This is a genomic window from Argonema antarcticum A004/B2 (genome assembly GCF_023333585.1).
Lineage (GTDB): Bacteria > Cyanobacteriota > Cyanobacteriia > Cyanobacteriales > Aerosakkonemataceae > Argonema > Argonema antarcticum.
The window spans coordinates 1-25,518 of record NZ_JAIQZN010000101.1; the positions used below are offsets into that span (position 1 = coordinate 1).

17 protein-coding genes and 1 pseudogene are annotated in these 25,518 nt (G+C 47.6%); 11 read left to right on the top strand and 7 right to left on the bottom strand.

Annotated features, from left to right (window positions below):
* The first annotated feature begins 84 nt into the window (after positions 1-84).
* The gene (locus LAY57_RS29260) at positions 85-462 is read left to right on the top strand and encodes a response regulator (RefSeq protein WP_249070703.1); all 378 of its coding nucleotides are present in this window, start codon (positions 85-87) and stop codon (positions 460-462) included.
* A 137-nt stretch (positions 463-599) separates the two neighbouring features.
* A complete protein-coding gene (tilS, locus tag LAY57_RS29265; RefSeq protein WP_249070704.1) occupies positions 600-1,616 on the top strand; it encodes a tRNA lysidine(34) synthetase TilS in 1,017 nt (338 codons plus the stop codon).
* A 74-nt stretch (positions 1,617-1,690) separates the two neighbouring features.
* Here the strand turns inward: tilS and hmpF are convergent, their stop codons facing one another.
* Positions 1,691-3,454, bottom strand: coding sequence for a pilus motility taxis protein HmpF (gene hmpF / locus LAY57_RS29270; protein WP_338022514.1), 1,764 nt, complete (start codon positions 3,452-3,454; stop codon positions 1,691-1,693).
* A gap of 151 nt (positions 3,455-3,605) precedes the next feature.
* Here hmpF and LAY57_RS29275 point away from each other — a divergent pair, with 151 nt between their 5' ends.
* The 8 genes and pseudogenes from LAY57_RS29275 to LAY57_RS29310 form a co-directional block, all read left to right on the top strand.
* On the top strand, positions 3,606-3,863 hold the full coding sequence (locus tag LAY57_RS29275) for a hypothetical protein (RefSeq protein ID WP_249070706.1): 258 nt from the start codon (positions 3,606-3,608) through the stop codon (positions 3,861-3,863).
* A gap of 71 nt (positions 3,864-3,934) precedes the next feature.
* The gene (locus LAY57_RS29280; protein ID WP_249070718.1) at positions 3,935-5,212 is read left to right on the top strand and encodes a response regulator; all 1,278 of its coding nucleotides are present in this window, start codon (positions 3,935-3,937) and stop codon (positions 5,210-5,212) included.
* Positions 5,213-5,430: 218 nt separating this feature from the next.
* Positions 5,431-6,060, top strand: a complete 630-nt coding sequence (locus LAY57_RS29285; RefSeq protein WP_249070707.1) for a hypothetical protein — start codon at positions 5,431-5,433, stop codon at positions 6,058-6,060.
* Between the two features lie 48 nt (positions 6,061-6,108).
* The gene (locus LAY57_RS29290) at positions 6,109-6,474 is read left to right on the top strand and encodes a response regulator transcription factor (protein ID WP_249070708.1); all 366 of its coding nucleotides are present in this window, start codon (positions 6,109-6,111) and stop codon (positions 6,472-6,474) included.
* Positions 6,475-6,584: 110 nt separating this feature from the next.
* Positions 6,585-7,124, top strand: coding sequence for a chemotaxis protein CheW (locus tag LAY57_RS29295; protein ID WP_249070709.1), 540 nt, complete (start codon positions 6,585-6,587; stop codon positions 7,122-7,124).
* 84 nt (positions 7,125-7,208) lie between these two features.
* Complete coding sequence (locus tag LAY57_RS29300; protein WP_249070710.1) at positions 7,209-10,136, top strand: methyl-accepting chemotaxis protein; 2,928 nt, start codon at positions 7,209-7,211, stop codon at positions 10,134-10,136.
* A 391-nt stretch (positions 10,137-10,527) separates the two neighbouring features.
* Positions 10,528-16,341: a hybrid sensor histidine kinase/response regulator gene (locus LAY57_RS29305; protein WP_249070711.1), complete on the top strand. Its 5,814-nt coding sequence runs from the start codon at positions 10,528-10,530 to the stop codon at positions 16,339-16,341.
* Positions 16,342-17,190: 849 nt separating this feature from the next.
* Positions 17,191-17,395, top strand: a pseudogene (locus LAY57_RS29310) (transposase); the annotation flags it as partial.
* A 142-nt stretch (positions 17,396-17,537) separates the two neighbouring features.
* On the opposite strand, the gene LAY57_RS35980 reads toward LAY57_RS29310, so the two are convergent.
* The 6 genes from LAY57_RS35980 to LAY57_RS29335 all read right to left on the bottom strand — a co-directional run bounded on the left by LAY57_RS35980 (position 17,538) and on the right by LAY57_RS29335 (position 21,839).
* Positions 17,538-17,663, bottom strand: a complete 126-nt coding sequence (locus LAY57_RS35980; RefSeq protein ID WP_275994393.1) for a hypothetical protein — start codon at positions 17,661-17,663, stop codon at positions 17,538-17,540.
* A 79-nt stretch (positions 17,664-17,742) separates the two neighbouring features.
* Positions 17,743-19,311: an NAD(P)H-quinone oxidoreductase subunit N gene (locus LAY57_RS29315; RefSeq protein WP_249070712.1), complete on the bottom strand. Its 1,569-nt coding sequence runs from the start codon at positions 19,309-19,311 to the stop codon at positions 17,743-17,745.
* A 103-nt stretch (positions 19,312-19,414) separates the two neighbouring features.
* Complete coding sequence (locus tag LAY57_RS29320) at positions 19,415-19,834, bottom strand: type II toxin-antitoxin system VapC family toxin (protein ID WP_338022515.1); 420 nt, start codon at positions 19,832-19,834, stop codon at positions 19,415-19,417.
* Positions 19,815-20,147, bottom strand: coding sequence for a hypothetical protein (locus tag LAY57_RS29325; RefSeq protein WP_249070714.1), 333 nt, complete (start codon positions 20,145-20,147; stop codon positions 19,815-19,817). The genes LAY57_RS29320 and LAY57_RS29325 overlap by 20 nt, the downstream gene beginning before the upstream one ends.
* 161 nt (positions 20,148-20,308) lie before the next feature.
* Positions 20,309-21,559: a DUF6745 domain-containing protein gene (locus tag LAY57_RS29330; RefSeq protein ID WP_249070715.1), complete on the bottom strand. Its 1,251-nt coding sequence runs from the start codon at positions 21,557-21,559 to the stop codon at positions 20,309-20,311.
* Positions 21,546-21,839 (bottom strand): DUF8820 family protein, encoded by a 294-nt coding sequence (locus tag LAY57_RS29335; RefSeq protein ID WP_249070716.1) that lies wholly within the window; start codon positions 21,837-21,839, stop codon positions 21,546-21,548. The genes LAY57_RS29330 and LAY57_RS29335 overlap by 14 nt, the downstream gene beginning before the upstream one ends.
* A 692-nt stretch (positions 21,840-22,531) precedes the next feature.
* Here LAY57_RS29335 and topA point away from each other — a divergent pair.
* Positions 22,532-25,216, top strand: coding sequence for a type I DNA topoisomerase (gene topA / locus LAY57_RS29340; RefSeq protein WP_249070717.1), 2,685 nt, complete (start codon positions 22,532-22,534; stop codon positions 25,214-25,216).
* Positions 25,217-25,518 lie beyond the last annotated feature (302 nt).

Below are 25,518 nucleotides of genomic sequence, written 5' to 3' on the forward strand. Positions count from 1 at the left end.
TTTTCCTTCGTGCATTGGTTGATACGCCCTCTCTCAGAGAGTGTATTTGTTAGCAAACGTTAGCAAAAATGTATCGGAAAAAAGATGATTACAGTTCTGCTTGTAGATGACAGTCCCACCGTCCGAACGATGGTTTCCGATTTGCTCAAAAGCAAAGGAGTACAAGTTATTGAGGCGTGTGACGGCATCGATGCGATCGAAAAAATGCAAGCTAAATGCCCAGATTTAGTGATAACCGATATCGTTATGCCCCGAATGAACGGCTACGAACTCTGCCGTTGGGTCAAAAATAACTTCAAAGAACAGAATATACCTGTGCTAATGTGTACCAGTAAGAGCGAACAGTTCGATCATTACTGGGGCCTCAAACAAGGTGCAGATGCCTATATAACTAAACCTTTTCAGCCAGCCGACCTAATTCAAACAATGAAAAAACTACTGAAAAAGGTAGCAAATCCATAAAAAATATACCAAAAACAAAATAAATAGCAATAATCAAAATACTATTTTAGACGGGAATTGTATATAGTTAAAACTTCCGTACCGGAATTACCGAACATATTGTTTTGCCAGTTTCCCGATCGCAAATTTAACTGCTGATGGCTGAACGTTCATTTTGGACAGATCTCCACGCCCAGATACATCGAATTCTGCGTCAACGTCAACTATTGCCGCAAAAACAGCGGTTATTAGTAGCTGTATCTGGCGGACAAGATTCTCTTTCCTTAGCGAAATTATTATTAGATTTACAACCAAAATGGGGATGGCATCTGGCAATTGCCCACTGCGATCACCGCTGGCGTCAAGACTCAGAAGCTAATGCCAACCATGTCGAAAAACTAGCTAAAACTTGGCAATTAGCTTTCTTTTGCCAAACAGCAAAAACAAAGTTTCTCAAAAGTGAAGCGGCGGCGCGAGAGTGGCGTTATCAAGCTTTAAGTGCTTTAGCCCAACAACACGACTACCCCTACATCGTCACAGGTCACACAGCCAGCGATCGGGCCGAAACTCTACTTTACAACTTAATTCGCGGCAGCGGTGCAGATGGCTTGCAGAGCCTTACCTGGCAACGTCCTCTCGCCGATAAAGTCAAACTGGTGCGTCCGCTTTTAGAAGTCACTCGTACCCAAACAGGCAAATTCTGCGAGGAAATGCAACTTCCCATTTGGGAAGATTCCACTAACCAAGATTTGAAATATGCTCGTAACCGGATTCGGCATAAAATTATACCATACCTGCAACAGCACTTCAACCCTCAAGTCGAGCAAGCCTTAGCCCAAACAGCCGAACTTTTACAAGCGGAAGTACAATATTTAGAAGATGCCGCCCACCAACTACTGCAACAGGCAACAGAGCAGGGAAGCAGAGGGGCAGAGAGGCAGGATCGATCCCCAATTACCAATCGCCTAAATCGCCTTGTCGTGCAGAATGCACCTCTAGCCCTGCAACGTCGCGTTATCCGCCAATTTCTGCAACAAGAGTTAGCGTCCGCCCCTAGCTTCGAGCAAGTAGAAAAACTCACCGCCTTAATTACAGCGCCTAACCGTTCTCGCACTGACCCATTTCCAGGAGGTGCGATCGCAGAAGTTGACGACGATTGGATCTGCCTTAAATAAAGTTAAAAGGCGATCGAGCCAAAATAGATACGGAGTAGGATCTCCTCCCTTCCTCCCTAGCCTCTAGCCCCTATTTAAGAGGCAATCAGTTCTTGTTGTAAATGGCTGGGCATGATGCTAAAGAAAATTTTCCGCATTTCAGCAATCGCATGGTGTTGATAATCACCAGATTCATGAATCTGAGCCAGTATCCCGGCTATAGCCTCCAACTTCTCTCGCAGCTCGTTCAGCTGATCCTGGCTCGGCTGTAAAATTTCTTCATAAAGCTTCAACCGACCCCAATTTTCAGCTACCGATGTCCGCTGGGGAAGTAAATTCTGCTCGGTGGTTTGCAATTCCAGACGCTGGTTCTCATGTTCTCGATCCTGATGATCGATCATGCCCTGAGCTTGCTGAATATTCAAGCGCATCTGCTCAATATCCCTTTCCAGCTTTTGGAGTTCTTCAGCCTGTTGTTGACGAGAAGCTTCGAGCTGCGCCAGCACCGGGCCGAGATCCACCTTTTGATTGTCTTGTACATCATCTTCCGGTATTCCTTGCCGACGTCGCCGTACCCTAACGTGCTGACTGAAAACTTCTTCTTGCTCCCGCACAGTACGGCGGGAACCTACAACGGAGTCGTCAAGTATTTGGTAGCGGTCTTGCTCATCCGCGAGTTCAGCTTGCAGGGCTGACCGCTCGTAATCGCTAGCGCGTTGAATTTTCTGTTGCAATTCTGCAATAGTCTCCCGCTGCAATTCCAGCTCTTCTTCCTGGTCGCTCAGAAAACGTTTCGCCTTTTCCAACTCCTGCTTCTGATTTTGCACCATTACCTGGAGTTCTTGCAAAGAAATTCGCTCTAGAGCTTGAACATCAATTTGCTGACCGATCTTAACATCAGAAGACATTGCTGCCATACGCTGAACTTGTTGAAGCAAATCTTCATGACCCCGCAACTGAAGACTCAGCCTTTGAGCTTGTTCCTGCTTCAGTTCCAGATCCTTCTGCTGTACCATCAGCTTTAAGCGTGCCTGCGCCAAATTTTCCCGGTCTTGCTGCCACTGTTGCCAGCGATTTTGAAGATTGTTACCTTGACTGTCAATTCGATCTTGCAGAACCTGAGTAGAAGTTCGTTGTTGCTCAAGTTGCTCCCAGTGTTTGTTGAGATCTGCCTGCTGTTGCCCTACTATCTCAAGCGCCAAATTTAGTTGTTCCTGTATTGGTTCTGGCGATGCGATCGTCTCATACATCCTCTTGAGCAACTCTTGTATATTGTGAGCCTGATCGTCATCGAGGGAAGCCTTCGGCTGAAACTCTACCTCCAGCTGCTTTACCCGGTCTTGCTCCCCTCGCAAGTGAGCCCAGGCTCCTTCCAGCTCCTGACGGTTCCGGTCAATCTCTTCTCGCAGTCGTTCCGCCTCCTCCCGACCGCTGTCAATCTCCAGCTTTTGCTGCTCTAACCGTTCAAACTCCCCCTCCATTTGTTCGAGCTGTTCTTGCCTTGCCTGGATTTCCATCTCCCGACGATTCAGCTCCTGAGCCTGATACGTCAGAGACTCCTTCCACTGTTCGATTTCTTCTTCCTTATTCTTATACTTTTCTTGCAGCCGAGAGAAATTTTGCAAAATAGCAACTAATTCGCGCCCAGGGTTAATGCGTTGCACCTGTCGATTTGCCGACATCTCAACGAGTACCAATACACCCTCGCTATATTTATTAGCTTCATCAGGGGGAGCGGGAATCACTTCCTCACCCGGCACTGGGCTCCAGCTTTCCCCCCGCTGACAAGCTAGCAGTTTGAGGTCAGTCTTAACACTCATTAACTGTTTCTGTTTCTGTACTTCCGCTAGATACAGCACGCCGATAGTCCTCTTGATGTGTCTGGGGCCGATAGGCAGGCTAAACCTTCCCCGGATAATTTAGTCTATCTGCCTAAACTTAGTTTAGGCAGACTGCGTATTTAAAACAATCTGAACTCACTTGTCACAGTGAGCGGTTAATGTATATAGCATGACCGAACCGAGTCAAAGCCTTGCCTCCAACAGCCATACTAGCTTACGCAACAGAAGCCCTGGTAAATCTCGCCCAAGAATAACTGATGCACTAGGTAATTTTTCCCAATTGGCACCCCTGCTTGCACAAATAGCACAAATGGCCGCTCAAGGTTTGAAATTTGCTACCGGGAAAATGCGAAAATTATTCATAATTGGCCGATCGCAGAGGATTAGACACAAAGCAGCCGGTGTTGGCAGTTACGTTAAATTTTAACCTAGACTGAATACGTCTAGATTTCCTCTTATGTAGTGAAGAGTGAATTTTTAGGAGAGCGCTATAGTTCCATGCAGGGAACGTTGAGTGAAATTGATATCCGCAGTATTCTGCAACTTATAGAGTTGGGTCAGCGAACAGGGTACTTAGAAGTAGAGGCGTTCGGTGGCGAAAACGCTACGCGCACGCTAGGCTCGATCGGTTCGTCCCGCGATCTCAAAACGCGATCGCAGGAGCAGTTTTGGATTGTATTTTTCCTCAACGGTCAAATTGCCTATGCAGCGAACGGCGATAACAGTTTATCGCGCCTGCGCGACTACGTGCGTCGCTATAAGGTAGACGCTGCCCTAGACAACGTAAGCGTTCCATCCATAGCCACTCTAAATGCCCCCGAATATGGCTACTTGTGGAATTTGCTGGAAACGCACATCGTTACCCCCGCTCAAGGGCGCAGCATCATCCAAAGCATGGTGCGCGAAACCCTTTTTGACCTCCTGGGCTTACGTAATGGTTCATTTATCTTTGAAATTGGCCCCGCCCTGGAACCGCAACTAACAACCCTGGAAATTGGCCCTCTTGTGACCCACATCATGAAACAGGTGCAGGAGTGGAAGCAGTTTCACCCCCACATCCAGTCTCCCGATCAATGTCCGATCATTGTAGATACCGCCCAATTACGCCAAAAACTGCCAGAAAATACCTTTAAAATCCTAGAGCATTGGGCTGACGGCAAAACTTCCATTCGCCAAATGGCTCGCTATCTAAATCGAGAAATTTTGCCAGTAGCCCGAGCCATTTATCCTTACATACAGCAGGGCTGGGTGCAACTGCTCTACCCCACCACAGGTGCTACTGCTTCCAACCGAGAATTGACATCGTACCCCGAAACCGGAGTACCCCGCATTGTCTTTATTGATGATGGTATTGCCACTTGTAAAGCAGTAGAGTATACCCTAAAACAGTATGGTTACGCAGTTGCTGCGATTAACAATCCCTTGAAGGCTCTGAGTTTAGTCTTTCAAATCAAGCCAGACTTAATTCTTTGCGATATAGCCATGCCAGATCTGGATGGATTTGAGATTTGTGCCATGTTGCGTCGCTCCACAGCCTTCCGGCAAACACCAATCGTGATGCTCACCGGCAAAGATGGCTTTATCGATCGAGTCAAAGCACGTATGGTTGGGGCGACTGACTATCTCACAAAGCCGTTTGGCGACAGCGAGTTATTAATGCTCGTGGAAAAATATGTTGGCCCCTGTAACCCCAACCTATCCCAAAAAACTCAATTGTCTCTTGATGCGTTAGAAGAGGAGATCGCAGAAATCGATCCTAGCACCGCTAAACCTTAGCGCCTAGCAAGCCTCTCTTCTGGGTTCGTCGAATTAACTTACTTTTGGAGGTTCTCAGCGCAGTATCTTCACCTTTTGACCCTTTATCTTGACTGTCCACAAGACTCCCGCACTTGCCGCCTCGGTAAGCTGGGGATGAAATACAGTAATTTTTGGGGATTCGATGTCCGCAAAAATTACACCCGTGTTAGTATCTTATCAGTTGTGCGATTCTTTCAATGCTAGTTTACGAAGCTAAATTGCAAGGAACAGAGACTCAGTATCGAGTCATCGACAAGATGATTCGGACTTGTCTTTTTGTCCGTAACAAATGCCTCCGCTATTTGATGGACAATCGCGGCGTAAATGGCATCGATATGAACAAATACTGCAAAGTTATCCCTGACAACCCTGAATTTTCTTGGATAAAAAAACTCAATTTAATGGCTCGTCAAGCCATGTCGGAAAGAGTTTGGCAAGGAATATCTAAGTTCTTCTATAACTGTAAGAACAAAACACTTCTTCCGTATTTACGATGCTATTTGAGCGCTTCTGCTCTTGAGCAGAGGAGTAGGGGAGCAGAGGAGCAGAGGAATAAAAACGTTATTTTTTTGAACAAAAGCATAACAACTCCGAAAGAGCCAGATTTACAACATAAACTTAGTTTTATGTTAGTCAGCGATAGCCAAGCTGGTAGGGGCGAAGCTTATGCCCTTGAAAATTATGCCACTACCAATATCGGAATGCTACAGGCGGATCAAACAGTCGTCTTTGCTGAAGGAGGGGAGGTAAGACCTCAAGGTGGACGTAAGTCTGTCTTAAGTAGCTCCCCAATGAGTTCAGAAGCTCCAACTAAAGCGTCAGCTTAGTAGGAGTAGTTCACTGAATGTATAAACCAGCGCATCAGGTAAAAAGTTATGAGTACGGTTCTGGTTGTGGAAGACAGCGTCACCCAACGGGAGATGATCTCAGACCTCCTGAAAGGAAGTGGACTGAATGTGACCGTGGCCAGCGATGGGGTCGAAGCAATGGAATACATTCAGGGTCGTTGTCCTGACTTGGTGGTCTTGGATATTGTGATGCCCAGGATGAACGGCTATGAACTTTGCCGTCGCCTCAAGGCCGATCCTAAAACCCAAAATGTACCAGTAGTGATGTGTTCTTCAAAAGGAGAAGAATTCGATCGCTACTGGGGCATGAAACAGGGGGCGGATGCCTACATCGCTAAACCGTTTCAGCCAACAGAACTGATTGGAACGGTCAAACAACTGTTACGAGGATAGTTGTTGGTTATTGGTCATGGGTTAAGAGAGCAAACCGCTAACTTTTGACTTTTGAATGCCTGACTTTTAAATGAGTGATTTTTAACTTTTGACTTTTGATGGAGGATGTTATGGTTGGGAGTCCGGACTTTTTAACTGGCAGAGGCCAAGATCAGGCTCCGGAATTCCAGGAATTAGAAAGTCCTGAAGGTGAGTTGCACCTACGGTTTTACGTTGCTTCCGGTATGGAACTGGCACTGGGAGCAATAGGCATCCGCGAGGTAATTTCTCAGCCTCCCGACCGGATTACTCCTATTCCAAATGTATCTCCTTTGCTTTTGGGAACTCTAAACTTTAGGGGACGGGTGATTTGGGTCGCTGACTTGGGGCAGTTTCTCGGAGATCCAGTTCCGTTGAATACAGACCGACCGGAGATTCCCGTAATAGCGATCGAAGATCAAGACACCATGTTAGGGTTGGCAGTTGACCAGATTGTTGGTATGGACTGGCTTGATGTGGACTTAGTGCAGATGCCGAACAATGCGCCAGATAGCATGGCCCCCTTCCTTCGGGGCGAGTGGGTGTTTGACATTGAAGCAAATGAAGCAAATCAGTGTCTGCGACTGCTGGATCAGGTGGCAATTCTGCGATCGGCTCGGTGGGCCGCATAAGAACGGTTAAAAATTAAAAATTAAAAAGCTAAAATAAACTTTTAATTTTTAATTTTTAATTTTTAATTTTTTGGGAGGAGGCAAATGGCATCCAGTACGGATTATAAGCAGAAATATAAGCAGGCTGAAACAGCCTATATGCAAGGCAACTACGAGGATGCGGCTGTAATAGTCGATCGACTCGTAGAAGATTTTCCCGAAGATCCGGGCATCCGTCTACTCCGGGGTCATATATCCTGCGGTTTGCAAGAGTATGACCAAGCACGGCAACAGTATCAGTTAGTACTGACCCTCACGGACGACGACGAGTATGTTAATTATGCCAACAATGGCCTGGAGTATGTTAGTCAATGCGAAACTCCACCGTCCGAGGACACCGAACCAGAAAGTCCAGAAGACTACGATGGAAATGATACTTACACGATCGATTCCCCAGACTTTTCAGATGAGCAAAATCAATGGCAACAAGACCAATATGCCACCGCCAACGGCAGTAATGGGCTGAGTTTGAACGGTTTGGATCTCGATGGCGATGAAGATCTATATCAGTATGCCCCGTCGGCCCCGTCAGCCCCGGCAGCCCCGTCGCCCCAATTCGACCAAGAGTTGGACAATCCTTTTGCCGAATCGAATGATGAGTATGACGCAGGAGCTTACTCAGATGAGGCAACCGCTTTTATCGATCCGTTTGCAACCGATCAAGGATCGGTTGGCTACACAGCACAGCCAGAATACTATTCGGATGAGTTTACCCCAGAGTCGCAGCAATGGCTGTCAATGGATGAAAACCAAAACTGGGAAAACTATACAGAAGAAGTAACAGACGAAGCTTCGCCCTTCTCTGGGGAAAGCCCAATGGGCTACGCTCAATCTAACTATGAGGACGACCCCGAACTTTACCCGCCAGGTCATCAATTTGACGCGACATTTACACCATCCAAAGACCAAGCGTACTTCGACAATTCCCAATCTCAAACTCAAGAAGTCCCTAGCTCCAAAATAGGCAAAGATAAAGCGGGATCGGAGCCTAGTTACTTCAGAGGCCCAGTTAATGAAGATGAAACAATTTTATTGGGAGGAGAAGAGCCATACTCGGCATCAGCTCAAAACTTACGCCCCAGATGGGCTACCCCAGCCGATCAAAATGGCTACAATTCCCAAAACAACTTTGACATGGATGCTTTTGACGCTGCCTTCGGTGACGAAAGCGACAGAAGCGATGAAATATCCTACAGAGCGTCCCAGATGCCATCAGATTCACAGATGGGGAAGGGGACAATCGGCTTTTTGGAAGAATTTGATGAATTTGACGACGATCTGGGGAATATACCCGATTTTGAAAACCTGGACGATTCAGGCAGTCTAGGAACTCCCACAAGTAGTTCTTCCGGGTTCGGGTCTCTTGGCGGAGGCAGTACAACGACAGGCAGCAGAATCCAGACAGATCGGGAGGATAGTAGCGATCGCTCGGCCTTTGGGGATGATGACATATTTCCCACCACCGAGCCACCAATTTTTATCCCCCAACCCGCCGATAGTCGCAGCCTCGAACCTAACGTCACAGTCGAACAAGGCTGGCTCGCTTTCTTCGATAACGCCTCAATGGCCCAGAAACGTTGGATCACCGCTGGGGTTGTCGGTACTGTCTCGGCAGTTGCCGTCGCAGTCATCAGCCTGAGCAGTCAAATCTTCTACAAACCAAAGAACGAGGACGCACTCAAGCAACTGCAATACACCGGCTTGGCAATGGCTGGTGTAGCGGGAATCATCAGTTCTGGCGCTACCCTGGTGATGGTAGGACTGACAGAAAAGCATATCCGACGCGCCACCTCAGATCTGCAAAGTCAGTTCGATGCCGTCTCTCAAGGCAACCTGAATTTGCAAGCCACGGTTTTCTCAGAGGATGAGCTGGGTCAATTGGCTGCTGGCTTCAACCAAATGACTCGCATCATGCTCACCACCACCAGCGAAGCAACACGCAGAGCCGAAGAACAAGAACAGGCTAAAGAAGATTTGCAACGTCAGGTGATCCGCTTGCTGGATGATGTGGAAGGAGCCGCCAGAGGCGACTTAACCGTACAAGCTGAAGTCACAGCCGATGTATTGGGAGCTGTCGCCGATGCCTTTAACTTGACCATTCAAAACCTGCGCGACATCGTACAACAGGTGAAAATGGCAGCGCGTCAAGTTAATAAGGGGGCCTCGGATAACGAAAGGTTTGCCCGCGAATTGTCCGCCGATGCCCTCAGACAAGCCGAAGAACTCGCCGTGACGCTCAATCAAGTTCAAGGCATGACAGAGTTGATCCGACGGGTGGCCGACAATGCCAAACAAGCGGAAGAGGTGGCTCGCAGCGCTTCTGCGATGGCTCTTAGGGGCGGCGAAGCTGTCGAGAGAACGGTAGCCAGTATCTTGGGCATTCGAGAAACAGTGGCAGAAACCACCCGCAAGGTGAAGCGCCTCGCCGAATCTTCCCAGGAAATTGCCAAAATTGTGGCTTTGATTGCCCAGATTGCTTCTCGTACCAACCTGTTGGCGCTTAACGCTAGTATTGAAGCGGCGAGAGCGGGAGAAGCAGGTAGAGGCTTTGCGATCGTTGCAGATGAAGTGCGGCAGCTGGCAGACAGATCCGCCAAAGCACTAAAAGAAATCGAACAGATCGTATTGCAAATCCAAAGCGAAACCGGCTTGGTAATGATGGCAATGGAAGAAGCAACCCAGCAGGTGATTGAAGTTACCAAACGGGCCGATCAATCCAAGCGCAGCCTTGACGATATTATTCAAGTGTCAAATCGCATTGACGCCCTGGTACGCTCCATCACCGCCGATACCGTACAGCAAACCCAAACTTCCTACAACGTTGCCCAAGTGGTGCAATCCGTAGAGTTGACCGCTCAAGAAACTTCTCAAGAAGCTCAGCGCGTGTCCGGCTCGTTGCAACACTTGGTGGGTGTAGCGCGAGACCTGCTTACATCGGTGGAACGCTTCCGCGTGGAAACAGCAGAGCGCTAAACAAACCACCGCCAATCCCAAAGGTCTGGCGGTGGTTTGTTTAGCCGCCCTAGTGCCGAAGAGCAAAAGTCACGCATTCAAAAATCCTTTGATTGTCAGGCATTTATAGCAAAGTGGTGAGTGCTTCGACTTTAGTACAAATACAGTCGCTTCCTTGCTTTGAGCGTTCAATACTGTCCTAACCTATCTGACTGTGGCGTTAAGATAAATTAGAGGTATCCACAAAAGTGCTGAGTACCGAGTAACCACTGCTTTACGTAAAGTCAAAGACTTTTTTCTCTTAACTAGAGTGTCGGTCATAAAGAATAAAATTTAAATCTCAGCACGGAGCAAGGACGCTGACGCGCAAGCGAAAGCTAATGCTAATAAGCACTCTCATGGGGACATGGCTATGCTGCCTGAACAAAAAAACCGCATTTTAGGCTACTTTATTGAAGAGGCCAAGGATCACCTCAATACCATTCAGCAGGGTTTGCTAAGTCTGCAAAACACGATCGACGACCCAGAAATGGTAAAGGAGGTCTTCCGCGCTGCTCACTCGGTTAAAGGGGGGGCAGCAATGCTAGGTATTCACAGTATTCAAAAAACTTCTCATAGACTGGAAGACTATTTCAAAGAACTAGAAGAGCGTCCAATTCAGGTTGACCGAAAGCTAGAAAACCTGTTTTTACGGGTGTTTGATACCCTCCAGTCACTTTTAGAGCATCTTCAAGGCCCTTTTGGCCTGACGGACGATGTGGCCGAAAGTGTGATGTCAGGGGTTGACCCGGTATTTGAAGAACTCAAACAGCACTTAGAGCTATTGGCAAATGGGCCCCCCAAGGCTACGGTTGTAGAACCAAAACCATCTGGGTTCTCTAGCGAGTTGCTGCTAAAAACTTTTAAACAAGATGTGATGGAAGTGCTGCGCCAGATGTTGCAGCTATTCAAACCACCATCTTGGCCCGATAGTCGGCCACAACTGCAAGAGTGTTGCTCCCGCTTGATTGGTCTTGGCGAACGGTTTAATTTACCAGCCTGGATTAACTTGGTGCAGATGACTGAGAATGCTATAGCTAATCCTGACAATTCTTCTCAAACATTAGCGCCGGTTATCATCAAAGAAATCAAAGCAGCCCAAGAATTAGTCCTGGCAGGCCGTCCTAACGATATCTCGATCGGCGAGCAATTGCTAGAGCTTCAGCCTGCGGTTGTCCAAGTCCAAGCGGAGTTAGAAAGATCCGACGACGAGTCAGACCTGTTTTCTGTTGGTTTCGATCCAGAAAGCACAAGCGATATCGGCGAAACAGAAGTCCCCGATAGCTTCAGCTTCCCATCTTCTGACAATGATTATGACTTTGCAGCTACAACCCCCGACACAGCATTAAATAACTTCGATTGGAGCGAAACGCCGCATACCGTCAGATCCGCCGAGCCGTCAGGCCCAGAGGTAGGAGCAGCAGAACTCAATAGCTTAGCCGATATTTTCGAGACAGACTTGGAGCTAGACGCAACGTGGCAAGAAGAAGAAATCCTCACGGATGCTGCTGTTGAGTCTGCGCCAGATATGGACGACGATTTAGATGTGGATGGGGAAAATGAATTTGCCGACCTGTTCGAGGATGTCTCGGAAGAACCCTCTAGATCCGCGTCCGGTCAATTGGATGACGACCTCAGCTGGTTTGATGATTCATTTTCTGAGGATGATGAGATGCGATCGCCCGCTCGCGCATCTCATCATCTCGATATCATTGATGATATCGAAGATGAAACTTTACCAGATCTGTTCAACGATAGCTTAGAAAACTCAGCGACAGCACAAGACCAATTCAGTTTATTCGATGAGGCAATTTTTGAAGAAGACAGCACAAGAGATCTAGGATCGGCTGATCTAGATCTCGATAACGAGGATGGTGGAGATGAAACTTTACTCCATCTATTCGAGTCAGATTCAGAAATACCAACAAAACAAAAGCCAGCGTCAGATGACGACTTCAGCTTGTTTGACGAAACGTTCACCGACGATCTCACTTCAAATGAGTCGGCAGGAGCCCAAGAATTTAATTTCAATGTCAGCGACAGCGACAGCAATCCTGGATCTCACCCATCCCCGAACAGCAAAGACAATCTCAGTGAATTGTTCGTCGGTTTGGATGAAGATGACTTTTGGGAAGAACTTCCGCAAAAGGAAGATATTGGTTTTGAAGCAGAAACCCTAACAGAGCAAATTTCAGACGACCTCTCAACGGAGGATTCGAGCGATTGGGATAATGATTGGGCAAACGCTGATGAGATCGCAAATCTGGAAGAATCCCCAGATTTTAGTTCTAAATTCCCAAGTTTTGAGTATGAAGAGCAAGATTTAGAATTGCCAATTGAAGAAGAAAAAGTTGAACCTCAAATCTCAAATCTCGAATCGGAAATTAATGCCGAATTAGATTTTTCGGGTCTAGACGATAGGGATATAACCTGGACGGATGAAACCGACCCAGAAGAAATAGGCAATCTGGCTGCTTTCACGGATGATTTTGATGAGCTAGATTTATTTGCGGAAACACCCACAGAGGATCGAGAAATCAAAGTCACTCAGCACTCAGAAGACCTGTTTGACCTTAACGATTTTGCGGATAGCGAAGATTTAGATTTGGGCTCTTTGTCAGAGCCGACGCTAGAGGCAGATAGCGCATACAGTGACAAAAAGCAAGCAGCAGCCGTATCTTTGGCAACTGAAAACGAACCGTTCTCTCCACACCAAAAACTCGGAACAGAAGAAAGCATAGACTCATTCTTCTCCCTAGACCAAGAAACAACAACCGAGTTCTGGGGTGAGGAATTGGAAGATCCGAAGACGCTGGAGCAGGAAGGCGGACTGGATGATGAAAGTTGGCTCACACCTGACCAGGATATTTTCTCCGACAGTTCAAGCGAAGATTTCTGGAACATGAACCAGCAAGCGGATGCTTCCCCCGCCGCGCTGATGAGCGACTTTGACTCAGACGGGGGTTTTGACCTCTTTGGTAGTTCCGATAATGCGGTCTTCTCAAAACCATCAGCAGAAACAGATTTAACAGCCGAATTCGATCTAGATAGTTTTGGCGTCAGCGATGGGGTAACTGCTGAAGAATTCGATGGTTTTGATGCGTCTAGTGACGAAAATTGGGCGCTGACTGAAGAAGAAAAACAATTCCCCCCACCCCAAGCGCAGCTTGACGAAAACTGGGATAGCGCAGAAGATAATGATGATATTTTTGCTCCATTTTCACCTCCGCAAAATAGTGAGTACGAACAGTCAGACTTTGCTCTAGATTTTGAAGCTGATGTTCAAAATGAAGAAATTACCCTCTTCATAGAAGACAGCACGGTCGAAAATTGGATGGATTGGGATACACCAGAGAGCGAAGAGGGGCAGAGGGACAGAGGGGCAGAGGAGACAGAAGCGCCTGTTGGAGACGGTAAGCTAGACGACTTTGAAATACCGGACTTTTTCGACGGATCAACAGAAACAGGGATAGATTTCATCGATCTTCCCCAAACCGAAATGTTGAGCGAAAATGAGTCTGAGGAACACGAAACATTGGCGTGGTTAGAAGACGACTTCTCAACAGAGCTAGATACCTCGCCGCAATTAGCCCAAGAAGATAGTGACGAAGCAGAAAACGATGCGTTTCTCGCTCTGTTCCAAAATCCTGAAGATGAAGAGCAAGACTTTTCTCTAAATCTAGAAACCGATCCTGAAAGCGGGGAATCTCTATCTAGTATTGAGGACTTCCAACTAGAAAGCTTTGACGACGGAGCGGAATTCGATTTTGAAAATGCGGATGTCGCCGGAGCTTCGATAAATGAAGAGACTAGGGAAACAGAAGAACATCATCTTCCCCTAGCCCATGAAGAGCAAGCGGGAGGCGGATCTGGGGTTCACCCAGATGGCTTACTTGATGATTTTGCCGAATTAGAAGCCCTGCTAACTGTTGAGAGTTCGCCTGCGCCCTCACAAGAACTAGAGGTCAACACCCAACCATCAACAGTCAACGCACTAGATGACTTTGCCGAACTGGAAGCTTTGTTGGAGGGCGAATCGCTAGGGAAACCGAACACCGCCCCAGTCGCAGCCCAATCAACCCCGTCAGTATCTAGCCCTGTTACCGCTAGCGATACATTTGACCTTAACTTTGACGAGCTGGAGCGAATGGTCGCAGATGTGGAGAAAGGACCGGGGGGAATGACCGGACAGAAACCAAGAACCCCTCAGGCTACTCCGCAGAAGCGTCAGACGAGAGCGTGGTTTGAACAAACCATGAAAGTGCCAGTCAAGCACATGGACAACCTCAGCAATTTGGTTGGGGAACTGGTGGTGAACCGCAACACCCTAGAGCAGGATCAAGAACGGCTGCGGCTGTGTCTGGATAACTTGCTCAACCAAGTGCAGCAACTGAGCGATGTGGGAGCTAGGATGCAGGATCTTTATGAGCGAACGCTTTTGGAAGCTTCTCTACTAGCTAGCCGCAAGAACTATCGCTCATCCCTGTCGGAAAGCTCTACCCTTGCACATCACTTGGGCAGTGGGGAGTACGACCCCCTGGAAATGGATCGGTTTACGGGTTTCCACTCCCTCTCCCAAGAGATGATCGAGCTGATTGTGCGCGTGCGGGAGTCTACTTCTGATATTGAATTCGTTACGGATGAAACCGAGCAAGTCAGCCGTCAGTTCCGGCAGGTAAGTACCCAACTGCAAGAGGGTTTGACTCGCGCCCGGATGGTGCCGTTCGGAGAGATCGAACGGATATTTCCGTTACTCCGCTACGTGCGAGATAAAGCTGCCGAGTCGGGTAAGCAGGCAGAGATACGCATTGAAGGTAGAGAGACGCTGATCGATAAATTGATTCTGGAACATTTCTCTGACCCGCTGAAGCATTTGGTTAATAATGCTCTGGCTCATGGTGTTGAAAGTCCAGAAGTGCGCCAACGCGCTGGTAAGCCACCCGTGGGTAGGATCTCGATCCGTGCCTTCCACCAAGGCAACCAGACGGTAATCTCGTTCTCTGATGATGGTGCTGGGATTGATGTGGAACGGGTGAAAGCTAAGGCGATCGAAAAAGGACTGATTACAAAAGAAGAGGGTAAGACCATTTCCCGTCATGATGTACACCAACTCATCTATCATCCTGGTTTTAGCGTCAAAGATGAAGCGGATTTGCTCGCTGGTAAAGGGATTGGGATGGACGTGGTTCTCACCAGTCTCAGCGAAATTCGCGGCACGATTACCACTGATTCCACGCCTGGGAAGGGAACTACTTTCACTATTCGGTTGCCCCTAACTCTGAGTATTTGCAAGGCGCTGTGCTGCCTAAGCGAGAAGGCTCGGATCGCTTTCCCGATGGATGGTGTGGAAGATGCGCTGGATATAGAAAAAGACCGCATCCAAATTAATGAGGAGGGCGAACAATGTGTTCCTTGGCGCGATATGATACTGCCGTTTAGACCTCTCTCGGACTTGATGACTTATCATCGCCAGTTGGGGAGGGGCAGTGTGTATGGCGGAAGTAAGGAGGAGGATACAATTTCGATTGTAGTGCTGCGTACTGCTGGCAACTTCATCGCTCTGCAAGTGGATCAGGTGTTGGGCGAACAAGAAATTGTAATTAAGCAAATCGAAGGGCCGATACCCAAGCCGCTGGGCGTTGCTGGTGCGACGGTGCTGGGGGATGGTCGGATTATGCCGATTGGCGATGTTTTGGAACTGATTGACCTCTCGCTGGGTCGCATTCAACAGGGTGGGAATATTTGGCGCGATCGCAGTACGGGTATTACGATCGAGGAGAAGCCAGTCGAGCCTACTGTGCTGATTGTCGATGATTCGATTACTGTGCGCGAACTGCTCTCGATGACGTTTAATAAGGCTGGGTATCGGGTGGAACAAGCTCGCGACGGTCAAGAAGCTTGGGATAAACTCAAGTCTGGTTTGCCTTGCGAAATTGTCTTCTGCGATATCGAAATGCCCAGGATGGACGGTCTGGAGTTACTCTCTCGCTTACAAAAAGACCCGGATTTGAATCATCTGCCGGTAGCTATGCTCACTTCTCGCGGTGCGGAAAAACATCGCCAAATGGCAGTTGAGCGGGGCGCGAGGGGCTACTTCACCAAACCTTATTTGGAAGAAGCTTTGCTCGATGCGGCTTCGCGGATGCTCAAAGGTGAGGTGCTGGTTACTAGCAGTAGCAACGTCTAAAAAAGTCAAAAGTCAAAAGTCAAAAGTCAAAAGAAAGAGGATGGCTTTTGACTTTTGCTTTTGGGGAGCGATTTGAGGAGGGATCTGGGTAAGACCCAGATCCCCTGACGGGGTGACAACCCCGTCAAACCCCATAATTGACGAGGGTTAGACCGATTTATGGTAAAAAAAGATGGGGTCAGTATTGTCAAGAAGCCCCATCTGGAAAAAATGTTACCTCCATCTTACCAAATTTGTTTCCAACGCCAACTGAAAAACACCGAATACTTAACTCTAACAATTTTAGTTTTTTTTACTGCAAACTCATAAACAAGTGAGTATTGAGGCACTGGCGACATTGATGCCCTATCCAATCCTGTTTGAGAGTTGTCGCCCCTTCAGGGTGAAGATGAAGGCTGGTATTTGCTCACAAATATAGGCACATTGGCACAAGCTATAACAGCCTTTAAATGTCGGAGTGGTATTGAAGCAATGTTTAAGGACTGTAAAACAGGAGGCTATAATCTTGAAAAAAGTCACGCTGGCGACGAGCGCCTAAAAACGTTGATTTTATTAATAGCTTTTGCTTATAGTTGTGCGATTTTACAAGGGCGCAAGCTTAAGCTTAGGGGACTTCAGAAATATATCGGTCGTGTTAACGAGTGCAGGCGTGATCCGCGTCGGCATAGTAGTTTTTGGATTGGATTATATGGTCAATGTTGGGTAGTCGGTATGGAATTTTGTCAAGGAATAGTTGCCGAATTAATGAGAATAAGGCGTAATAAGCTACCATTTTTTCAGAGGGGTCTGAGGGCTATGTCCTTGATTTTATCAAGCTTTTGACGGGGTTGTCACCCCGTCAAGTTGTGGTCAGATAAAATGAAACTAAGAAAAAGAGGTATCATTGAATCGGTGAACGATCAATTGAAAAATCTATGTCAAATTGAACAGATCAAGACATCGAAGTGTAGCTAATTTTATGGTGAATTTAGTAGCCGGAATGATTGCTTATACTTATCAACCAGAAAAGCCCTCATTGTATGATATTGAACAACCAGTTTATCACTTTGAATAAACTCAAATTTCAAGCGTGTTAAATAAACGTTTACCAAAATCGCTAATTTCAATCAAGATGAGGAACTTATAGCTTGTGGCAAAGCCCGTGAGCGTCAGCCTTCGCTTGCGCTTGTAAGGCGATCGCACAAATCGAACTCACGTTAAAATAAATCCTCCACTCCGACAGGAAAAATCGTTCTGCCACTTTTCGCGGGACATTCCTTCAGGTGAGCTTGTGCGATCGCTTCTCCTAAATTTCCTTGACTGAGCAAATCTTCGGTTCTCATTTTCCCTTCCCAATTTGATAAAAAATGCCTGACAGATATGTCAGGCATTTTCATAACTTTCAGTATCTTCCTTAAAGATTTACTTTTCAGGAAAACTGCTGATTGTTTCAATTTTCATGCTAACTGCTGGGGACGAACTGCTAAGTATAGCTTGTTGCAACATCGGCGTGCGGCTAACGGAACTATTCGCCAGCGTAAACAGCGGGTTAGACAGAATCCCCGCTAAAGATGTGGCAATTACCGACAGCACCAAACCAACTTGTAAAGGTCGCATTCCCGGTAAATTCCAGCGAATTTCGGGATAATTCTTGACAGCATCTGACATTTCTTGCGGTTCTTTGACTACCATCATCTTGACTACGCGGAGATAGTAGTAAATCGAAATCACACTGGTTAGCAGTCCCAGCAACACCAAGAGGTAGAGTCCAGCTTGCCAACCGGCCCAGAATAGATACAGTTTGCCAAAGAATCCAGCCAAGGGGGGAATTCCTCCCAAGGAAAGTAGACAAATGCTGAGTCCCAATGTGAGGAGTGGATCTTTTTGATACAAACCGGAGTATTCGCTAATTTGGTCGGTTCCCGTCCGCAGAGTGAACAGGATGACGCAGGTGAAGCCTCCCAGGTTCATAAATAGGTAAACCAGGAGGTAAAAAACCATACTGGCATATCCGGCTTCCGTACCAGCAATCAAACCAAGCATGACGAAACCAGCTTGGGCGATCGAAGAATAGGCTAGCAGCCGTTTCATGCTAGTTTGGGCGAGGGCGACTACGTTACCCAAAACCATGCTGAGAATGGCGAGGGCGGTGAAGACAAAGTGCCACTGTTCGCTGACTAACGGGAAAGCTGTTACCATCAGGCGGATGGCTAGGGCGAATCCGGCGGCTTTGGAACCGACGGAGAGGAAGGCGACAACTGGGGTGGGAGAACCTTCATAAACGTCAGGCGTCCACTGGTGGAAGGGTACGGCGGAGATTTTGAAGGCGATACCGGCGATCGCAAATACTAAAGCGATTACCAAACCCAGAGATTGACCCCGAAGGGCTATGCCAGTTGCGATCGCGTTTAACTGAGTTTCCCCACCCGATAATCCGTACAGCAACGATAAACCATACAGAAAGATCGCGGAACTGCTAGCCCCAATCAGCAGGTATTTCAAGGCTGCTTCGTTCGATCGAGGATCGCGCTTGGTGTAACCTGTGAGTAGGTAAGAAGAGATACTGAGAGTTTCCAAACTCACAAAAATCGTCACCAGCTCATCTGCCCCAGATAGGAACATCGCGCCCAGGGCTGCTGTCAGCAAAATGACGATAAATTCCCCCAAAGGGGTGCCAGACTTATCTATATAGCCGATGGACATCAAAATTGTCACGGCAGCAGACAGGGCAATGATAGCGCGAAACACGACACTGAGGGCATCACTGTTGAAGGCACCCAGAAACGAGATCGTGTTGTCCATATCCCATTGAAAGTATAGGGCGACGATGGAGGCGAAAAGACCTGCGATCGCTACATAAGGCGTCCAGCGTGCAGAAGTCCGCCCCACAATCAAATCACCCACCAATACCACAATGAGAGTGATAATGACAAGACTTTCCGGCAATATTGTGCCAACATTCAGCTGGGTTACAAGTTCAGCAAAGCTCATAGATTGTATAGGTATTGGAGATTAGGCATCGAAACTGGGACAGTTAATAGTATTTAATATTATGGCCTTTCAGGCTGCTTGCATCATAATGTTCTAAATGCTTTTATGTGCGCCAGTTATCCAGCTTCAAACCGTAACCCAATCCTTGAATCCGCTGATAATGGGCTACATTGCCTGTTACTAAAGTTAAATCGTGTTGTAGAGCAGTACCAGCAATTATCGCATCAGCCAAACCAATTGGTTGTCCCGTTCGTTCCAAATCTCCGTAAATCCGTCCTGCCATTTCAGCGGTGTGAGTGTCTAGTGGCAACACTTCCATACCGACAATTTCCGCCAAAAACTCCTGAATGCGATCTTCCCGTTGAAGCTTATGCCATCCTTTGACAACCTCCGTTACTGTAATGGCAGAAATAGTATATCGAGTGAATACAGCCAAATAAGCAGTACCCCTTCTTACAACGCGCTGATTAATACGCTTGCGGCTTTCAGAAAAAATGTCCGTGTCAAGAAGCGATTTGTCCACTTTTTTGTTCTAAAAATTGGGCTGTATCATCAGCAATGCTAGCTTCTACAGATGCAGCCGTATTTGCGTTTTGTCCAAATCTCTGATTTAACGGGTGTGCTGCCCGATCTCTCATAATATCAGCCATCATCTGATCGACTAATTCTGGTTCATCCTCCCATCCTCCTATAAAGGGATATTTTGGTGCTTCTGTTACCGCAAACTCATCGATCGCCTTGCCCATCAATTCATCCAAAGTACAATGATGCCACTTGGCCATCCACTGAGCTTTTTCCAGGGTTGCTTCTTCCAATTCAATTTCAATTTTTTTCATGCTGTTTCATCCTTACCATACCAACTGCACGTTATTTTAGCATTTTTAATTGGCACGCTCGAAGCAGAACCTCTCTTTGGTTATAGCAAAATGTTAAAATCTCATGTTTGTACTGAAAATTCTTCTGGGTCGATAGTTCGGTAATTTTTTTGTCTGACATTTTAAGTTTCCACTGCAAATTCCTCTGGATCGACTTCCCAATTCACCCAGCAAATTGCCTCTCTAGCTGATTCCATATCCGGCGGTACTCGCAAAGTGTGAATGAAACCCGTACTAGAACAGGTCATTTTTAACAAATAAATTGGCTCGACATCAAAAGCAACATCAATTTTTAATAGGGTATATTCCCGAAATGAATCTAATTCCTTAGCTTGCAATTCTTGGTAAATTCGTGCGTAGCCAATTCCTTGAACTAAGACTCGCCTGAGTTCTGCATTATTTTCTTCTAAAATCCATTGTGATTGCCACTGATGCGGATGCAATTTTCCGTATTTCTCAGGTAAGGTTACGCCGTGATAACAGTAGAGACTGTATCCATCAGCATACTCAATCGCGGGTTCTCCTTCTGCGTGTAGGATATTTTGACTGTCGAAAGAGAGTTTTATGGGCCGATCGCAGACGAAGCAAGTATTTTCAAAATTAATAATCCAACCACAATTCTTAACTAGCAACTGCAATGCTGACCATTTCCTTCGATCGATAGTGCAATTTAAGACGGAAATACAAAAATCAAAAATTTGGCTTTTCAGTTGGGGAGACAGGTGGCTTTTCAGTTGGGGAGACAGGTGGTTATCCAGTTGTAACTTTAGTTGGTTATCCAGTTGGCTCCTCAGTTGGCTCTTCAGTTGGCTCGACAGGTGGCTCCACAGTTGGCTCTCTAGTTGGTTATCCAGTTGGCTCCTCAGTTGGCTCCACAGTTGACTCCACAGTTGACTCCACAGTTGCCTCCACAGTTGGCTTTCCAGTTGCCTCCACAGTTGCCTTTCCAGTTGCCTTTCCAGTTGCCTCCACAGTTGGTTTTCCAGTTGGCTTTCCAGTTGGTTTTCCAGTTGGCTTTCCAGTTGGCTCTCCAGTTGGCTCTCCAGTTGGCTCCACAGTTGGCTCCACAGTTTTCTCCACAATTTGCTCTTCAGTTGGCTCTCCAGTTGGCTCTCCAGTTGGCTCTCCAGTTGGCTCTCCAGTTGGCTCCACAGTTGGCTCTCCAGTTGGCTGAAGGCAGCAAAAGGGCTATCAAAAAACAGAATCTCAGGCTCTTGTAAGCCGATCGCCGTGTATGCTGCTTTTACCGCTTCTGCGGCTTTTTGACGATCGATCCTTTCGGTAGAAATAGCTATCTTTCGCCACTTTTCCCTATACTGGGGAATTAGAGCCTCTTGTGCTGGCGTCAGCTTCTCAATCCTAATCGGCGACATACCGCCATCCCGCTGGCTCGTATTCCCGCTGAATTCGCACCATCCAGTCGCCTTGGGGAACAGCGATCGGCTTATGCTCTTCGTGGGTTAACAGCGCTTCAGTGGAAAATACTCGCAGATAAAGGGTGCCATCGCGATCGTATAACTCAGCCTCACCGTTGCCGATCCGGTGAGAATGTCCCGTCACCTCACCTTCTGCTAAAGTCAAGTGCGGTAGCTTTTTTCCACCTGTCTGCTGCACTGGCAGTAAAATCACGTCGCCTTGGCGAATAGGTTGCATAGATTTTTATCCTACTGAAACGAGAAAGTTTATAGTGAGTTTGCCTTGATCTCCAAGCTGAAGGCACTTCTTTAATATACTCCGCACGGTCACAGACCGTGCTTTTTTTATTTCTGTAGGGGCGAACGCGAGTGCGTGCCGTAGGCATTAGCATTCCGTCAAAGATCTTTGGAGCTATATCTATACATCAATCTTTTCTCTAGGACTTACGCACTCACAGCCCCCAAATTTGGGACAGCAAAACTTTAGATTCCCCCCAAATTTGAGGAGCAAAACTTTGGGTTCCCCCAAATTTGGGGCTCTTTCGGAGTTGCTATGCTTTTGTTCAATTAAGAACATTTTTATTTCTTTTCTCCTCTCCCACTCTCCCCCTCTCCCACTCTCCCCCTCTACTCAAATAGCATAGTAAGTACGGAAGAGCCGATTTTCTACTCCCTTCTTCCCTAGCCCCTAGCCCCCAACCCCTAGCTCCTTCTTGAGTATTTATGCTCAAAATATAAAATTCCCCCCTAGCCATAGAAGTCATATATAAGTTAAAGATGAGATATCACTCGAATAAGTTTGGCTTTGAGCTACCTGCTGGGATAGGATAAAAACCCTCTGTCCCACGCCCTCTTTCCCTTAACTCGTGACATTTTGAGGCAATTCTCTAAATTTGACTGTCTAGCCTAGCTGCTATTCCCCTTGTTCCCATGTCAACTCTCGTTATAGTCGAATCTCCAACAAAAGCACGCACTATTCGCAACTTCCTGCCCTCCAACTACCGCGTCGAGGCATCGATGGGCCACGTGCGCGACCTCCCCTCATCTGCCGAAGAAATTCCCGAAGCGGTGAAAGGGGAAAAATGGGCGCAGCTGGGGGTAAATGTGGAGGCAGATTTTGAACCCCTGTATGTCATCCCCCAAAATAAAAAGAAAATCGTCAAGGAGTTGCAACAGGCTCTCAAAGAAGCCGACGAACTTATACTAGCAACAGACGAAGACCGCGAAGGCGAAAGCATCAGCTGGCATCTGAAGGATCTGCTTAAACCGAAAATTCCCACCAAGCGGATGGTATTTCACGAAATCACCCAAGAGGCTATCCGCGAATCCCTCAAAAACTGCCGAGAAATCGACGAACAGGTGGTACACGCCCAAGAAACGCGGCGGATTTTAGACCGACTCGTAGGCTACACCCTCTCACCGCTGTTGTGGAAGAAGATTGCTTGGGGATTGTCAGCTGGACGGGTGCAGTCGGTCGCCGTGCGGCTGCTGGTGCAGAGAGAGCGCGATCGCCGCGCTTTCCGAATGGGCAGTTACTGGGATCTCAGAGCCGACCTGGAGCAGCAGAAAACCCCCTTTGAGGCGAAGTTAATCAGCCTGAGAGGAACAAAAATAGCTACGGGGAGCGATTTCGACGAATCAACCGGTCAAATCGCCGCTGGACGAAATGTTGTTCTGCTCAACGAAGCGGATGCTCTAGCTCTCAAAGAGCGACTCACCGGCAAAAAATGGACGGTGGCGAACTTGGACGAACGTCCAGTTACTCGCAAACCGTCTCCACCATTTACAACTTCGACGCTGCAACAAGAGTCGAACCGCAAACTGCGATTGTCTGCTCGCGACACGATGCGGATTGCCCAAAGTTTGTATGAGCAGGGCTATATTACCTACATGAGAACTGACTCGGTGCATTTGTCGGGGCAAGCGATCGCAGCTGCCCGCAGTTGCGTCGAGCAAATGTACGGCAAACAATACCTCAGCCCTCAACCCCGCCAATACACTACCAAAAGCAAAGGCGCTCAAGAAGCCCACGAAGCCATTCGCCCAGCGGGTAACACCTTCCGCACACCCCAAGAAACCGGACTTAGCGGTAGAGAATTCGACCTTTACGACCTGATCTGGAAGCGCACCGTCGCTACCCAAATGGCGGACTCGCGCCAAACCCTGATCTCCGTTGATTTGCAAGTCGAAGATGCCGGTTTCCGCTCCAGTGGTAAGCGGATTGACTTTGCCGGATACTTGCGTGCTTATGTTGAGGGTTCCGACGACCCCGACGCCGCTATTGAAGACCAGGAAGTGATTTTGCCACCTTTGAAGGTAGGCGAAGGCCCCAACTGTACCGAACTAGAAGCTCTAGGTCACGAAACCCAGCCACCCGCCCGTTACACCGAAGCTTCCCTCGTCAAAACGTTGGAAAGCGAAGGCATTGGCCGTCCCAGTACCTACGCCAGCATCATCAGCACGATTATCGATCGCGGCTACGCCCAGATGAATGCTAACGCCCTCATTCCCACCTTCACCGCCTTCGCCGTCACCAGTCTCCTGGAAAAACACTTCCCCGACTTGGTAAACACCAGTTTTACCTCCAAGATGGAACAGACGCTGGATGATATTGCCACCGGCGAAGCAGATTGGCTCCCCTACCTGCGAAAATTCTATCTGGGAGAAACAGGTTTGGAGACGCAAGTCAAGGAACGGGAAAACGAAATTGACCCCACCGAAGCCCGCACCGTCGAACTGGAGAACCTGGCGGCCAAAGTCCGCATAGGGAAATATGGCCCATATATTGAGGCAGACAACGGCAACGGTGTGGTCACCGCCTCTATCCCCAAGGATCTGACTCCAGCCGATCTAGTCCCAGAGCAGGTTGAGGTGCTACTGCGCCAGAAAACCGAGGGGCCAGATAAATTGGGCTTGCATCCAGAAACCGGGGAACCGATTTTTGTGCTGATTGGCACCTACGGCCCTTATGTCCAACTGGGCGAAGTTACTGAAGAGAACAAAAAACCCAAACGCGCTTCCCTGCCCAAAGGTGTCAACCTTGAGGATGTGACGCTGGATATGGCAGTTGGACTGCTGTCTCTACCACGCAATCTCGGCTCTCACCCAGAAACCGGCAGCAAAATTCAGGCGGGACTGGGACGCTTTGGCCCTTACGTCGTCCACGATCGAGGCAAGGAAGGGAAAGACTTCCGCTCTTTAAAATCTAGCGATAATATCTTGACAATTGCTCTAGAACGTGCAATTGAGCTACTGAATGAGCCGAAAAAGGGACGTAACGGCAAAAACAGCAAGTCCAAGGAACCGTTACGAGAATTGGGTCCTCACCCAGCGGATGGGGAGCCGGTGAATATCTACGATGGCCCCTACGGTCATTACATTAAGTACGGCAAAACTAATGTTTCTGTGCCGGAAGATCAACCTGTGGAAGAGGTGACGCTGGAAAAAGCGCTGGAACTTTTAGCGACTAAGGCATCTACCAAAAAATCGACTGCAAAGTCGAGTAAATCAACTGGTTCTTCTACTAGCAAAAAGGCAACATCGACAACTAAGACCGGGACGAAAACAGCTGCAAAAACGACGAAAACAACTGCGACTAAGAAGAAAAGTTCATAAGTGATTGGTCATCGCTCAATTGTTAGTGGATAGGGGAATTTCAAATTTTAGATTTTAGATTTCAAAAGTAAAGTTTTGCTTTGACGATTTTCAATCTGAAATCTGAAATTCCCTGACCGCAAAAGGCATAAAGTTGATAAGTAGGTGGGCGTAAATAAACTGAACTCCTTAGAAACCCGGTTTCTAAGGGCCTGGAGTTTTACGTTTACTTAGATCCGGATTTGGTAAGCTGCTCCGCATTTAAACTGTATAACTCAAAAAAGCCTAACTCTTGTCGGGTAGGCATTCCTGCCATCCAGGAT

Bases quoted from the DNA above. Each gene is read 5' to 3' on its own strand.
- LAY57_RS29280 (WP_249070718.1), top strand. From the start codon at position 3,935: ATGCAGGGAACGTTGAGTGAAATTGATATCCGCAGTATTCTGCAACTT.
- tilS (WP_249070704.1), top strand. From the start codon at position 600: ATGGCTGAACGTTCATTTTGGACAGATCTCCACGCCCAGATACATCGA.
- LAY57_RS29335 (WP_249070716.1), bottom strand. From the start codon at position 21,839: ATGCAACCTATTCGCCAAGGCGACGTGATTTTACTGCCAGTGCAGCAG.
- LAY57_RS29290 (WP_249070708.1), top strand. From the start codon at position 6,109: ATGAGTACGGTTCTGGTTGTGGAAGACAGCGTCACCCAACGGGAGATG.
- LAY57_RS29305 (WP_249070711.1), top strand. From the start codon at position 10,528: ATGCTGCCTGAACAAAAAAACCGCATTTTAGGCTACTTTATTGAAGAG.
- topA (WP_249070717.1), top strand. From the start codon at position 22,532: ATGTCAACTCTCGTTATAGTCGAATCTCCAACAAAAGCACGCACTATT.
- LAY57_RS29300 (WP_249070710.1), top strand. From the start codon at position 7,209: ATGGCATCCAGTACGGATTATAAGCAGAAATATAAGCAGGCTGAAACA.
- LAY57_RS29285 (WP_249070707.1), top strand. From the start codon at position 5,431: ATGCTAGTTTACGAAGCTAAATTGCAAGGAACAGAGACTCAGTATCGA.
- LAY57_RS29275 (WP_249070706.1), top strand. From the start codon at position 3,606: ATGACCGAACCGAGTCAAAGCCTTGCCTCCAACAGCCATACTAGCTTA.
- LAY57_RS29315 (WP_249070712.1), bottom strand. From the start codon at position 19,311: ATGAGCTTTGCTGAACTTGTAACCCAGCTGAATGTTGGCACAATATTG.
- LAY57_RS29325 (WP_249070714.1), bottom strand. From the start codon at position 20,147: ATGAAAAAAATTGAAATTGAATTGGAAGAAGCAACCCTGGAAAAAGCT.
- LAY57_RS29295 (WP_249070709.1), top strand. From the start codon at position 6,585: ATGGTTGGGAGTCCGGACTTTTTAACTGGCAGAGGCCAAGATCAGGCT.
- LAY57_RS35980 (WP_275994393.1), bottom strand. From the start codon at position 17,663: ATGAGAACCGAAGATTTGCTCAGTCAAGGAAATTTAGGAGAAGCGATC.
- LAY57_RS29260 (WP_249070703.1), top strand. From the start codon at position 85: ATGATTACAGTTCTGCTTGTAGATGACAGTCCCACCGTCCGAACGATG.
- LAY57_RS29330 (WP_249070715.1), bottom strand. From the start codon at position 21,559: ATGTCGCCGATTAGGATTGAGAAGCTGACGCCAGCACAAGAGGCTCTA.